This window comes from Nocardia carnea (assembly GCF_029868325.1).
GTDB classification, from domain to species: Bacteria; Actinomycetota; Actinomycetes; order Mycobacteriales; family Mycobacteriaceae; genus Nocardia; species Nocardia carnea_C.
The window spans coordinates 36,588-50,705 of record NZ_JARWNW010000273.1; the positions used below are offsets into that span (position 1 = coordinate 36,588).

9 protein-coding genes and 2 tRNA genes are annotated in these 14,118 nt (G+C 65.4%); 2 read left to right on the top strand and 9 right to left on the bottom strand.

The window, feature by feature from the left end; all coding sequences use genetic code 11:
* Positions 1 to 94: 94 nt before the first annotated feature.
* Positions 95 to 400 (top strand): winged helix-turn-helix transcriptional regulator, encoded by a 306-nt coding sequence (locus QH196_RS26735; protein ID WP_280418621.1) that lies wholly within the window; start codon positions 95 to 97, stop codon positions 398 to 400.
* A 129-nt stretch (positions 401 to 529) separates the two neighbouring features.
* Here the strand turns inward: QH196_RS26735 and QH196_RS26740 are convergent.
* Positions 530 to 602: transfer RNA gene (locus QH196_RS26740), tRNA-Ala, on the bottom strand.
* Between the two features lie 93 nt (positions 603 to 695).
* Positions 696 to 1,973, bottom strand: coding sequence for an oxygenase MpaB family protein (locus QH196_RS26745; protein ID WP_280418604.1), 1,278 nt, complete (start codon positions 1,971 to 1,973; stop codon positions 696 to 698).
* Between the two features lie 241 nt (positions 1,974 to 2,214).
* Between QH196_RS26745 and QH196_RS26750 the strand changes: the two genes are divergently transcribed.
* Entirely contained in the window at positions 2,215 to 2,886 is a 672-nt protein-coding gene (locus tag QH196_RS26750) for a TetR/AcrR family transcriptional regulator (RefSeq protein ID WP_280418605.1), read from the top strand.
* Between the two features lie 282 nt (positions 2,887 to 3,168).
* Here the strand turns inward: QH196_RS26750 and QH196_RS26755 are convergent.
* From QH196_RS26755 to dnaN, 7 genes are all read right to left on the bottom strand, one after another.
* Positions 3,169 to 3,242, bottom strand: a tRNA-Ile gene (locus QH196_RS26755).
* 173 nt (positions 3,243 to 3,415) lie between these two features.
* Complete coding sequence (locus QH196_RS26760) at positions 3,416 to 4,477, bottom strand: DUF3566 domain-containing protein (protein ID WP_280418606.1); 1,062 nt, start codon at positions 4,475 to 4,477, stop codon at positions 3,416 to 3,418.
* Between the two features lie 39 nt (positions 4,478 to 4,516).
* A complete protein-coding gene (gyrA, locus tag QH196_RS26765; RefSeq protein WP_280418607.1) occupies positions 4,517 to 7,018 on the bottom strand; it encodes a DNA gyrase subunit A in 2,502 nt (833 codons plus the stop codon).
* A 72-nt stretch (positions 7,019 to 7,090) separates the two neighbouring features.
* On the bottom strand, positions 7,091 to 9,136 hold the full coding sequence (gene gyrB, locus QH196_RS26770) for a DNA topoisomerase (ATP-hydrolyzing) subunit B (protein WP_280418608.1): 2,046 nt from the start codon (positions 9,134 to 9,136) through the stop codon (positions 7,091 to 7,093).
* Positions 9,137 to 9,441: 305 nt separating this feature from the next.
* Positions 9,442 to 10,008 carry a DUF721 family protein gene (locus tag QH196_RS26775; RefSeq protein WP_280418609.1) on the bottom strand — a complete coding sequence of 189 codons (567 nt, stop codon included), beginning with the start codon at positions 10,006 to 10,008 and terminating at the stop codon, positions 9,442 to 9,444.
* Between the two features lie 343 nt (positions 10,009 to 10,351).
* On the bottom strand, positions 10,352 to 11,584 hold the full coding sequence (gene recF, locus QH196_RS26780; RefSeq protein ID WP_280418610.1) for a DNA replication/repair protein RecF: 1,233 nt from the start codon (positions 11,582 to 11,584) through the stop codon (positions 10,352 to 10,354).
* A 187-nt stretch (positions 11,585 to 11,771) separates the two neighbouring features.
* Positions 11,772 to 12,947, bottom strand: coding sequence for a DNA polymerase III subunit beta (gene dnaN / locus QH196_RS26785; RefSeq protein ID WP_280418611.1), 1,176 nt, complete (start codon positions 12,945 to 12,947; stop codon positions 11,772 to 11,774).
* Positions 12,948 to 14,118 lie beyond the last annotated feature (1,171 nt).

The window sequence follows — 14,118 nt, forward strand, 5'->3', positions numbered from 1 at the left end:
TACGTTCGGGTGGGGTTGCTCACCTCGAGGTCCGTAACGAGGTCGGGAGGTCGCGGTGACCGGTGTGAGTGATGCAGATCATGATGTGTGCGGTATGTCGGTGGCGATCGACGTCGTCGGCGGTAAGTGGAAACTGCATCTGATGTGGGTCCTGGGCGCGGGCCCGCGGCGCTTCGGGGAGATCCACCGCGCACTGACGGGGGTCAGCGAAAAGGTGCTGACCGAGAACCTCCGGCAAATGGAGGCAGCCGGAATCGTGCACCGCGAGGTGTATCCGGAGGTCCCGCCCCGGGTCGAATACTCGCTCACCGCACTGGGTGAAGATCTCGCGCGCGCCCTGCGCCCACTGGAGGAATGGGGCGATCGGCACCGCAGTCATCTGATGGGCGTCGCCTGCTGACGTACACCGCAATGGCGTTGCGCCACAACGGCCGGGTACCCGCACCGATGCGCACGGTAAAGGGGTTCGACGGTTCCGCCTCGGAAACGTCAACGCTCCCCACCTGACGCACAGGTGGGGAGCGTTTTGTGGAGCCTAGGGGAATCGAACCCCTAACCCCTGCCTTGCAAAGGCAGTGCTCTGCCAATTGAGCTAAGGCCCCGGACAGATGTACGACCGCGGTGTGTCGCCTGCGAAACAGTAGCGTTCCGGCACGTACACCGTCAAACAAGCCTACCCGGCCAGAATGGGTCGCTCACCTGCGCAGGGCGCCGGTGGCCTCGAATTCCGCCTCGCGGCCCTGCATCTGTTCGCGGTACCAGTTCTCCCGATGCCAGAGCATCAGCTTTTCGTGCAGGCGACCGATCGGTGGTACTCGGCGGGCCAGTTCCACCGCGGTGACCAGTGGAATCCGGGCGATCGGCAGCAATACCCAGGGCAACGCCGCCGGCATCCGGTACTTCCGGCGTGTGGTGGGCAGCATGTACAGGGCCGAGTAGGCGGAGTTGATCCGATAGTTGTAGTGCGCTCGCAGCCGGGCCAGACCGCGTTGCTCAGGCCGGGGCGCGAAGGCAGCCGGATAGGACTCGATGAGTTCGGCGCCCTGCTCGCCGGAGTCGTGGGCACGGGCGATCAGGGTCATCGCCATGACCCGCAGGGTGTCGGGCACGGTTTCCGGATGCCAGGTGAGCCGGACACCGAGCAGGTAGCCCATGTACTTCTGGAAGTGCAGTAGCGCCCGGAACTCCGCCGGACCGGTTTGGTAACCGAGAGCCCACAACCCCAATCCGGGGATGGTGCTGCCGGCGATCAGCGTCAGCAATTGATAGGTCTGGCTGATCGGCAGACCCCACCGTTCGGTATCCCATTCGGGGTGCCGCGCGACCCCGGCGCGCACCGAAACGTGCATGATGCGCACCTTCAAGGCGGTGGCCCGCCCCTGCGATCCGGGGGTCAGCAGCGCGCCGGGCTGGGATACGTCCATCCAGAACCGGCAGGTTTCCAGGAACCGGCGCAACGCACTGTCACCGGCGTAGCCACCGGCCAGTGACAGCGGGGTGGCTACGGCGGCTTCGGTGTACATTTCCAGCGTCTCCGCACCAGCGAAGCTGAACAGCATGGTGCCCCACCGGCGCCAGACCGCTGCCCCGCGTTCGACCAGTTCGGGATCCACCCAGTCGGGGACGGTTTCGAATTCGTCGAACAGCGCGCGCATCGACGGCGGTGGATCGGCGATGCTGTCGATACCGTCGCGTAGGGCGGTCTCCAGCAACCGCCGCCCGTTCTCGCGGCCCTCGCCGGCGCGCATCACCTCGGCGACGAACCGTTCCGCCACGGGATCCCCGGCGAACATATCCGCGCACAGCGCCTTCGCCTGTTCGTCGGCCGGGAAGAGGTCGCTGCCGGTCACGGCGCGTATCAGCCGTTCGACCGCCTGTACCCGCGGATCGGCCCGGGCCTGCCAGTAGCGAAAGCTCTCGGGGCATCGAACGGCCGGATCTTCGGTATCCGGTGTCACCACTGGTATCGACATCACTGTCCTCCCTGCCGAGCCGGCCCGCAGCAGCGCCCTGGCCGATGTCACGAGCCGGCTCCCACCACGAACCATACTTCAATGTATGGAGTAACAGTACTTGTAAGTATGGAATGCCGGAAGATCATGTCTTCGCGAGACGGTCCCGGCCCATCCCTGGGCAACCTGCGGTGAACTACCGGCGCCGGTCCGGATCACCCGATCCTCCGAGCCCGCCCAACGACTCCCCTACCATCGGTGTATGGGACTCAGCGGCGAACAGTCGGAGAAGATAACGGCGGGCTCCGACGCCGCGGAACCGCCCGCCGCTCGGACCACGCCGCGCCGGCCCAAATCGAAAAAAGCCCAGGCGCAACAGCGGCAACGCCGGCGCACCGCCCGGCTCTCCTACGACGACTGGGTCGACGGCGCCCTGAATCTGCTCTCGCGCGAAGGTATAGGAGCGATCAAGATCCAGCGGTTGTGCCAGGAACTGGGTGTCACGAAGGGCAGCTTCTACTGGCATTTCGACGATATCGAGCAACTCATGACGGCCATGGCCGACCGTTGGAGCGCAATACAGAGCCGAACCGTACGCGATCTCGCCGCGTTCGCGGAGATCCCGGTGGAGGAACGGATCGAGAAAATGGCGGCCATGTTGGTGGATCAACGCCACTGGATCGTGGAGACGAGCGTGCGGGAATGGTCACGCAGCAACCCGAAGGTGGCGGCCGCGGTGCGAAACCTGGATCAGCGCGTTTTCGACACCGTCAAACGCACCATGCTCGATCTGGGGTTCGATGAGAACCAGGCCGGGATAAGGGCGGGCGCGATGGTCTATATCGGACTCGGATTGATCCACGGCCGGGACAATCTGCCGACGCCGTCCACCGCACAGGTGTCCTCGGTCATCGAACTGCTGGCCCGGCCGTGATCAATGGCGGGCTACCGGCCCGCCGGAGACTGCGTCAGCGAGTGGTGACCTCGTGCCACGTATCGGCCTCATCCCGCTTGCGCAGCTTGCTGATACCGATGAGAACCGCAGCGACAATTCCGATGGTGAGAACGTATTTCATTTCTTCAGCCTAACTCTGTGGGACGGCGCCGGCTTATCCAGGACCGGTGGTTCCGGTACCGCGGACGAGCCGGTTTCGGAGGGAAAAGCAAACGACCTCCGAACCGTTTCCGGTGGAGGTCGTCGATATATTGCAGGGAGTGGGTCTAGGAGGACTTGAACCTCCGACCTCTTCGTTATCAGCGAAGCGCTCTAACCGCCTGAGCTATAGACCCGTGGTTTCGACCGCCGATAGAAGGTGACTTTTCCTACCGGACCCGGCCGAGAACAGAGACTACCCGAACGACCGCCATACAACCAAAACCGCTGGTCATCGCCCGGAGGTATTCGACCTCCCGCGCAACAGCCGGTGCCCTCGTCCGGGCACCGGCCGCCGCGCCGACCGGATTCAGTCGGGATCGGCCAGGGTGACCTGGATACCGCCGACCATATCGCAGCACTGGTTGTAGATGAACGTCCCGACGGTCGCCAGCGCGGTGAACAGCACCACGTTGATCAGCCCGATCACTCCGGCATAGCCGAAGACCGTCCCGGCGTCGATGAGCCCGACCGAGCCGCTGTCCGGCGACACCATATCGGTGAAGGTGCTGTTGAGCCGTTCCCAGACACCCATCCCCGCCAGGACCATGTACAGCAGCGCGACCGCGATCATCCAGACGAAGAACATGGCGATACTGATCACCAGGGTGATCTTCAGTGTCGACCACGGATCGATCCGCCGGACCTGGACCGTGGCCCGCAACGGTTCGCCACCGAGCACCGCCTGCGGTAGGCCCCTGGGAGCCGCCGCCGGACCCGTCGGCCCCGACGACGACGCCGGCGGGGTGTAGGCCGGCGGTGGGGTGTGCTGCTCGGGCGGCAGCGGATGCCGGATCTCGGAGAGATCGGGCATATCCTTTGCCAGCTCGGGCCGGGCGATACTGCGGGTAGGTCCGTCCAGGCCAACGGATTTGGCCATGGCGGCTTCCTTACGGGCCGCCTTGGCCGCCAGATCGCTGGTGGTGCGGGCATTGGTGACCCCGCCGCTCAGCCCGACCGAACGCGACTGGGCCCCGCCGACCGGCGTATGCCCGGGCCGCGGCAGATTGGACTGGGGCTCGCGCTGCGGCAACTGCGACCAGCCCTCCTGGAACCGGCCCTGGTCGCTACCGTTACCGCCACCGGACTGCTGCTTCTGATCGCCGGATCCCTGAGGACCGGGGTTCGGCGATCCGGCATTACGCGATTCGGACGCGAATTCGCCCTGCTGCTCCTGATTTTCGGGCGCGGGACCGTCGGTGGGCGCGCCGCCGGACGCATTACCGCCCGGCTGCCCGCCCCCCGCCTGGTCATTGTCCGCGGCATCGCCCGCCCGCTGGTTCGGGCGCGGCGAAATCGGGGACGGAGTGACCCTCTCGGTCACACCGTTCGTCTGCTGCCGCTCGTCGCTCGGCTGTTTCGGAGTGGTCAATGGGAATCCTCGGATCCGTTCTTTGCCGCCGATATGGATTTACTGCTCGGGGGAACCGCCACCGTCGATCTGCTCGGGCTCGTCGGCGTTACGTGCGATCGCAAGCAAGGTATCGCCCTCGCCGAGGTTCATCAATCGCACGCCCTTTGTCTGCCTACCGGCCTTACGCACCTGCCGGGCGGCAGTGCGGATAACCCCACCGCTGGACGTGATCGCATACAACTCGTCGTCGTCGTCGACGATGAGCGCTCCCACCAGGGTGCCACGCCGGGCGTCGAACTGGATGGTCAATACACCTTTTCCGCCGCGTCCCTGCGCCGTGTACTCCTCGATGGCGGTGCGCTTGGCATAACCACCGGACGTCGCGACCAGCAGGTATGTCCCGTCGCGGACCACATTCAGCGACAGCAGCGCGTCATCGGCATTGAACCGCATACCCTGTACCCCCGAGGTGGCGCGGCCCATCGGACGCAATGCCTCGTCGGTGGCGGAGAAACGGATCGACTGCCCCTGTGCCGATACCAGCAGCAGATCGTCCTCGGCGGAACACAGTACGGCGCCGACCAATTCGTCGTTATCGCGCAGATTCACCGCGACGATGCCGCCGCTGCGGTTGGAATCGAAGTCCACCAGCCGCGACTTCTTGACCAAACCCTTCTCCGTGGCCAGCACCAGATAGGCCGCGTCTTCATAGGACTTGATCCGAATCACCTGGGCGATCTTCTCGTCCGGCTGGAAAGCCAGCAGGTTCGCCACGTGCTGCCCGCGTGCCGTGCGGTTGGCCTCCGGCAGTTCATAGGCTTTGGCCCGGTACACCCGGCCTTTGTTGGTGAAGAACAACAACCAGTCGTGGGTCGAGGTCACGAAGAAGTGCCGGACGATATCGTCCTGTTTCAGGCCCGCGCCCTGCACACCCTTGCCGCCACGCTTCTGGCTGCGGTACAGATCGGTCTTCGTGCGTTTTGCGTACCCGGTTTCGGTGATGGTGACGACCACGTCTTCACGGGCGATCAGGTCCTCGTCGGCCACATCACCGTCGGCGGAGACGATCTGTGTCCGGCGTTCGTCGCCGTAGCGTTCGACGATCTCGGCCAGTTCGTCCCGGACGATCGCGCGCTGACGCTCGGGCTTTTCCAGAATGTCCTTCAGATCGGCGATTTCGGCCTCGAGCTTGGCCAGTTCGTCGACGATCTTCTGCCGTTCCAGCGCGGACAGCCGCCGCAGCTGCATATCCAGGATGGCGGTCGCCTGGGTTTCGTCGATATCCAGCAGTTCCATCAGGCCGGTACGCGCGGTCTCGGTATTGGCCGACCGGCGGATCAGCGCGATCACGGCGTCGAGCTGATCCAGCGCCTTGACCAGGCCACGCAGGATATGCGCCCGTTCCTCGGCCTTACGCAGCAGGTAGCGGGTGCGCCGGATGATGACTTCGAGCTGGTGGGCGACATACAGCCGGATCATCTGGTCCAGCCGCAGCGTACGGGGCACGCCCTCGACGATGGAGAGCATATTCGCACCGAAACTGGTCTGCAGCTGGGTGTGCTTGTACAGGTTGTTCAGCACGACCTTTGCGATCGCGTCCCGTTTGACGGTGACCACGATGCGCAGACCGGCCCGATCCGACGATTCGTCGTGGATATCGGATACCCCCGCGATCCGGCCGTCCTTGACCTGCTCGGCGATCGCGTTGATGAAGTTATCGGTGTTGACCTGGTACGGCAGCTCGGTGATGACGATGGTGGTGCGGCCGCGGGCGTCCTCTTCGATCTCCACCACACCGCGCATCCGGATGGAACCGCGTCCGGTGGTGTAGGCGTCGTGGATGCCCTGCGTACCGACGATCAGGCCGGAGGTCGGGAAGTCCGGCCCCTTCACCCGCTCCATACAGGCCGCGAGCGTGGCTTCCTCGTCGGCTTCGTGGTTGTCCAGCGCCCAATAGATGGCCTCGGCCAGCTCGTTGAGGTTGTGCGGCGGGATATTGGTCGCCATACCGACCGCAATACCGTTGCTGCCGTTCATCAGCATATTCGGCACACGGCTGGGCAGAACGACCGGTTCCTGCGTCTTACCGTCGTAGTTCGCGATGAAATCGACGGTGTCGTGATCGATTTCGCGCAGCAGTTCCATCGCGAGCGGGGTGAGCCGGCACTCGGTGTAGCGCATGGCGGCCGCACCGTCGTTACCGCGGCTGCCGAAGTTGCCCTGGCCGTCGACCAGCGGGTACCGCATCGCCCACGGCTGCGCCATCCGCACCAGGGTGTCGTAGATGGCCGAGTCGCCGTGCGGATGGTAATTACCCATGGTGTCGGCGACCGGGCGGGCGGATTTCACGTAACTACGGTCGGGCCGGTATCCGTTGTCGTGCATCGCGTACAGGATCCGGCGGTGCACCGGTTTCAGGCCGTCGCGGACCTCGGGCAGAGCGCGGCCCACGATCACGCTCATCGCGTAATCGATATAGCTGTTCTGCATCTCCTGCTGGATATCGACCGGCTCGATCCGGTCGCCCGCGCTCTCCGGCGGCAATGTTGTATCGGTCATTCGATCTCCTAGGTACTGGCGATAAACGGCGGAAGCCGCGCGTGGTATGCGCTGCGGGCGTAACCGCCGGGCCTACACGTCGAGGAAGCGGACGTCCTTGGCATTACGAGTGATGAAGCTGCGGCGAGCGGCGACATCCTCACCCATCAGGACGCTGAACAGCTCGTCGGCGGCAGCCGCGTCGTCCAGCGTGACCTGGCGCAGGACCCGGACCGACGGGTCCATGGTGGTTTCCCACAGCTCCTTCGGGTTCATCTCGCCGAGACCTTTGTATCGCTGGATACCGTCGTCTTTGTTGATCTTCTTACCGGCCGCCAGTCCCGCTTCGACCAAACCGTCGCGTTCCCGGTCCGAGTACGCGAATTCGGGGTCGGAGCGCTGCCATTTCAGCTTGTACAGCGGCGGCTGGGCCAAGTACACATGTCCCTGTTCGATCAGCGGGCGCATGAAGCGGAACAGCAGAGTCAGCAGCAGCGTCGAAATATGCTGGCCGTCGACATCGGCATCGGCCATCAGCACGATCTTGTGATAGCGCAGTTTCGCGATATCGAATTCGTCGTGGATACCGGTGCCGAAGGCGGTGATGATTGCCTGGACCTCGGCATTCTTGAGCACCTTGTCGATCCGGGCCTTCTCGACATTGATGATCTTGCCGCGCAGCGGCAGGATCGCCTGATACATCGAATCGCGGCCGGATTTGGCCGACCCACCGGCGGAATCACCCTCGACGATGTAGATCTCGGATTTGCTCGGATCCTTGGACCGGCAGTCGGCCAGCTTGCCCGGCAGGCCACCGATATCGGTGGCGCTCTTGCGCCGCACCAGCTCCCGCGCCTTCCGGGCGGCGAGGCGGGCCTGCGCCGAGGACACCGCCTTGTTCACGATGGTCTTGGCATCGGCCGGGTTGGCCTCGAACCAGTGCGCAAGGTGTTCGTTGCAGGCACGCTGCACGAACGACTTGACCTCGGTATTACCCAGCTTGGTCTTCGTCTGGCCCTCGAACTGCGGCTCACTCACCTTCACGCTGACAATCGCGGCCAGGCCTTCCCGGATATCGTCACCGGTGAGGTTGCCGTCCTTGTCCTTGAGGAGCTTCTTCTCCTTGGCATACCGGTTGACGACGGTGGTCAGCGCCGCACGGAAACCTTCTTCGTGCGTGCCACCCTCGTGGGTGTTGATGGTGTTGGCGAAGGTGTGGACCGATTCGGAGTAACCGGAGTTCCACTGCAGCGCCACCTCGAGCTCGTGACCGGGGCCCTTACCGTTGAACGCGACGACCGAGTTGTGAATCGGCTGCTTCGTCCGGTTGATATGCCGGACGAAATCTTCCAGGCCCCCCGGATAGTGGTATGTCCGGGTCTTCACCTTGTGCTCGAGCGTGGGCTTTTCGCCGCCCTCGTCGTGCTTGGGTGCTTCCGCGGTCTCGCTGACCACTTCGTCGGTGACCTCGGTGGCGCTGACCCGCTCATCGGTGAGCACGATGGTCAGGCCCTTGTTCAGGAAGGCCATCTCCTGCAGCCGCCGCGACACCGTCTCGAAGTTGTAGGTGGTGGTCTCGAATACTGCGGGATCGGCCCAGAACCGGATCGTGGTGCCCGTGGCCTTGGTGGCCTCCCCCTGGACCAGCTGGCCCGGGACGGCATCCTTGTAGGTCTGGCTCCAGTGGTAGCCGTCGGTATCGATCTCGGCTTCGAGCCGGCTCGACAGGGCGTTGACCACCGAGATGCCGACACCGTGCAGACCACCGGAAACGGCGTAGGAATCGGAGTCGAACTTACCGCCCGCATGCAGCTGGGTCATGACGACTTCGACGGTCGGGATGCCCTGGTCGTGCATGGCCACCGGGATACCGCGGCCGTCGTCGACGACCTGGACACCACCGTCGGCGAGGAGAGTGACCTCGACCTTGGTGGCGTGGCCGGCCATCGCCTCGTCGACCGAGTTGTCCACAACCTCCCAGATCAGGTGGTGCAGGCCACGCTCGCCGGTGGAACCGATGTACATGCCCGGGCGCAGCCGCACCGCCTCGAGGCCTTCCAGGACCTTGATGGAGGAGGCACCGTAATCTTTTTTGTTCGATGCGCTCGAACCTGATGCTTTGGAGTCTTTGGCAGCCACTGGTCGGTAGCTCTCCTTACTTGCTGTTCCCCGGGACGGCGGTGGGACAGCGCACGTGGGCCCGGGACAGATAAGAGGGCTGCACACAACGCGCCGAAGGTATCGCCGCTGATTTACGTTTCCATCTTACTTCGCAGCCCAACTTACAGTGCATCTGCGACACCCCTGACGGCTCCCAGGATGGGAGAAATCGGACCGGCACGGGTCCCCTCGCGATGCGACCGTTTTCGGACCATCAGATTCGTCCTGAGAGTTCCCTGAAGGCAGCCGGCCCGCATGGCCTCGCGATGCAGGCGAAACGGGGGCTACCCGTAGGTGTCCCGCGGCCCGCGGCCGCGGATATGCCGTTCCCCCTTACGCCAACTCGGTGCGGTCGGCCCCGAGATACGCAACGAGCGGACCACTCCGGGCCCGACGGCCGCGGTGATCTTCGCGAGCAGCTGTGCCTGCAGTAACCGCAGCTGGGTGGCCCAGGCCGTGGACTCGGCCGCCACGCTCAGCACACCGTTCTCGAGCTTCACCGGTTTCGCGTGCGCGGCGATATCCTCACCGACCACGCCGGACCAGTGCCCGAATACCGTTCCCTCGGCGACCTTGGTGGACCAGCCACGGCTACGCGCGATGGAAGTGGCGAGCTTGGACAGCGGCTGCGGATCGCGCTCGTCGGGTCGCGGCCCCGACCAACCACTCCGCCGGCGGGCTCCGCTCCGGGAGCTCCGGCGGGGGGACGATCGCCCCTGACCCACGGATTTGCCGCTCGCTCGCGCGGCCGCGCGTGCCTCTTCGAGTGCGCGGCGGGCCAGGTCGATTCCGCGTAACTCCGGTTCGCCCGGCGGTACGGCGCCACCGGGTGTTCCGGGCCGATCGGTCATCGTCGCGCTCCGCTCACCAGCCGAGTTATCCCCAGGGTCGGCCGGCATCTGTTCGAGTTGTACACATCCGGAGGTGATATCTCGGGATCGACTATCCATCATCGGACGTACACCCCACTTCAGGGAATAACCCCTGTTCAGGGCAGATATTTCGGCTGCCGGCGCAGGTTGCCACCGATCGCACCGGGTCAATACCCGGGTGCGGGCCGACGACCTGGGCCGATAAGTTATCCACAGGCTGTGGATAACTGTGCACGGGGAGCCGGACGGGGGATAAGGCCCGGCGCATCGGCTCACTCTACGAATGCCGCGGCCCGGGTGCAAGGTACCGGCCGCTGCGTGTTCACCCTGCTGACCGTTCGCCGGCAATGGGCTGCGGCGGGTTCTCCCCGCCAGGCTGCGCAGATTCCGCCGACGGCTCCCCGGCGAGCGCGGAGACCCGGTGTTCGGGGTCACCGGTGGTTGTCACCCGCAGGGTGGTCCCCGCCAGCTCGCCGGGCACATCCTCGGGCACGGCGGCGGTGATCAGTACCTGCTCCGCATCGGCCGCGACCGCGGCGAGGGCGGTCCGGCGGCGGCGGTCGAGTTCGGCGAAGACGTCGTCGAGCAGCAGGACGGGTTCGGATCCACCGGCCCGCAGCAGTTCGAACGCCGCAAGGCGCAGAGCCAGCGCGAAAGACCAGGACTCTCCGTGACTGGCGAATCCCTTGGCCGCGGTCTCCCCGAGCATGAGGTCCAGGTCGTCGCGGTGCGGGCCGACCAGGCAGACGCCTCGGTCGAGTTCTTTGGGACGTGCCCGGGCGATCTCGGAGAGCAGCACCTGTTCGAGTGCCGCGGGATCATCCGAGCGCGGTTCACGCTCCGGATCGAGGAGTTCGGCCGGCAGCGCGGCACTGCGGTACCCCACGGTCGCCGGGCGCGATTCGGGGGCCAGTGCGGCATAGGCGCGAGTGACGTACGGGTGCAGGTCGTGCACCAGGCGCAGCCGTTCGGCGAGCAGAACCGAGGCATGACCGGCCAGGTGGCCGTCCCACACATCGAGTGTGCCGAGATCGGCCCGCCCGGACCGGCCCGCGGTCTTCAGCAACGCCGACCGTTGCCGTAGCACCCGGTCGTAATCGGCGCGGACACCGGCCAGGCCGGGGCGGCGGGCGGTGCACAACTCGTCGAGGAAGCGGCGCCGCTCCCCCGGGTCGCCGCGCACCAGCGCCAGGTCCTCGGGCGCGAACAGCACCGTATGCAGGATTCCGAGGATTTCGCGTGGCCGGCGCACCGGTGACCGGTTGATCTGCGCCCGGTTCGCGGCGCCGCGGTTGAGTTCCACATCGATACGGAGCTCACGGCCCAGGTTGATCACATTGGCCCCGATCCGGGCCCGTTCGGCACCGGTTCGGATGAGCGGGGTATCGGCGGAGACGCGGTGGGAGCCGAGCGTCGACAGATAGCCGAGGGCCTCCAGGAGGTTGGTCTTGCCGTTACCGTTCGCCCCCAGGAAAACCGTAGGCCCTGTGGATAACTCGATCTCAGCGCGTTCCCAGGAACGGAAATCATGCAAGGTCAGAGCACGAATATGCACCGATTCACACCGTCCAACAGCCGTCCGCGAAGTTATCCACAGCTGTGGATAACTTACGTCGGCGCAGGTCGCGGCGCGGGTTTGCGGAGATATCGCTCTGTCCGGGTCCCGCTGTCACGGTGGCAACGGGAACCCCGGCGGCCGGCGTGGATCGGCGCCGGCACAGCGCTACCGAACCCACGCCCGCTCAGCCCGGCAGCCGGACCGGCATCAGCAGGTAGATGTAGTCGCTGTCCAGGGCCGGATACGCACCACTCTCGAGCGGTTCCGGCTCTTCCTCGCCGGCCGGGAGCAGCACAGCGGGACGGCTCGGCGTGGTGAACCCGAAGGTGACCCGGTCCGAATGCAACGCGGACAGACCGTCGATGAGATATCCGGGGTTGAACGCGATGGTCAACGGCTCACCCCGGAAGTCGGCGGTCAGCCACTCCTCGGCGCGCCCGGCATCGTCGCCACCCGCCGACAGCTGCAATCCCTCGGCGGAGAACTCCAGCCGCACCTGGGCGCCGCGCTCGGCCACCAGCGCGACACGTTTGATCGCCTCGGTGAGCGTGGCCACCTCCAAGGTGGCGATCGATGTGTGCTCCTTGGGCAGCAGCTGCCGGAACTTCGGGAACTCGGCATCGAGCAGCCGGGTGGTGGTCCGGCGGCCGCCGTTGACGATGCCCAGGAGGCCGTCTGCGCCCGCACCGGAGCCGAGCGAGAGCTGGACGGGCTGGTCCGAGGCGCCGAGCGTCTTGGCGGATTCGGAGAGGGTGCGGGCGGGGATCAGCACCGCGGTTTCGATATCGGTACGTGCGGGCTGCCACTGGATATGGCGTACGGCGAGCCGGAACCGGTCGGTCGCCGCCAGCACCACCTGCGGGCCCTCGATCTCCACCCGGATACCGGTCAGCATGGGCAACGTATCGTCGCGCCCGGCCGCGACGGCGACCTGGCCCACGGCCTCGGCGAACACATCCACAACGAGCTGCCCGCTGGACTGCGGAACCTCGGGCAACTGGGGATAATCCTCGACCGGCATCGTCGGCAGGGAGAACTTGGCGCTACCGCACTGGATCAGCACGCGGCTGCCGTCGACGGAGACGTCCACCGGCTTGTTCGACAGTGCCTTGGTGATATCGGCCAGCAGCTTGCCGGAGACCAGCACCTTGCCCGGTCCGGCGACCTCGGCGGCCACCCGCATCTGAGCCGATACCTCGTAGTCGAATCCGGAGACGGTCAGCCCGTCGTCGTCCGCGACCAGCAGGACTCCGCCGAGAACCGGGACCGGCGGGCGAGACGGCAGACTGCGCGCCACCCAGGCGACCGATTCCGCGAAATCCTCACGCGCGACCCGAAACTTCATGCCTGCAAGGTCCATCGCCCGAGGTGTCCTCTCCCGTTCAGTGTGGATCGGTGGCTGTGCTGCCCCCGCATATCCCGCCGCGCCGATTCCGCCGCACGGCGATGTTACGGCGGCCGCGGCGCCGGCCGACCGCCGAAGAATTCTGGCACAGCGACCGACCTAAGACCGTACCCCGTTTCGCCGCACCGGATCGGCCGCCCCTCCGTGTGGAGGATACGTCGTCGCACCGGCGCCGGACCAGCCCACACAAAGGTCCCGGGTAGCTCGCGGGCGTGCGGTGCCTATCTGTGGGCAGTCCGCGGATCGGCGAGGCGAGGGTCCGTCCACAGGTATCCCGGAAGAAAGCTGTGAACAACTCTGGAGCATGCGGTCTGCCCACGGCTGACGGAGATGGACGGGGTGCGTGATGGGCGCGTGCGGACCTGCCACGGGGCGACCGGTCCGTGCAGCTCTGTCCTCGGACCCGAGTGCCTTTCAGACCGCGACGGTCACGGGCCGCGTGGAGGCTGCGACGGACGCGGCGGGTGTCCGCGAAGTCTGCGTCCGCCCGTCCTTGTGTGGTTCCCGGGCCTCTTCGCTTCGTGCGGTGCGTTCGAGACTTGTCCACACAGCCTGTTTTCAAGAGAAATTTTCTAGATGAAGAACAGGGGTAGTAATAGGCCCTGTGGAAACTGTGGATTTCCGCTATTTCCCCAGTTCGTACGGCGTGTCCGCCTGTGGACTGGCGTGGGATAACTCGAGGATGAATCGGGGCAGCCTGTGGACAGGTTTTGTTGTCCACACAGCATCCACAGTTCATCCCCACGTTGGTCCCCAGAATCCGGGCAGTTGTGCACACTGTGTACGAATCGGTGGATAACCTGTGGATTCCTCGAGGATTCCTCGAGGAATCCACAGGCTGTCCCCAGGCCTCTGACCGGAAGTGCGCAGCTCAGTGGGTGTGGATGAAATCGCCTGTGGAAACTGTGGATAAACAGGCTGTGGACAACCTGCGCGCCCGAGCGTCCCGAAGCTGTGGATGGACTGGTGGATAACCTGTGGATTCCACAGCCGAGTGCATCCCAAAATGCCTGGTCAAAGCCTTAACAGGGTGTTAGCGACACACCTGTGAATACTTCCGACACGCCCACGATGCGCACGTACCGTCACCGCAGCACCGGCGGACGCTCCCGGCACGACTTCGCGA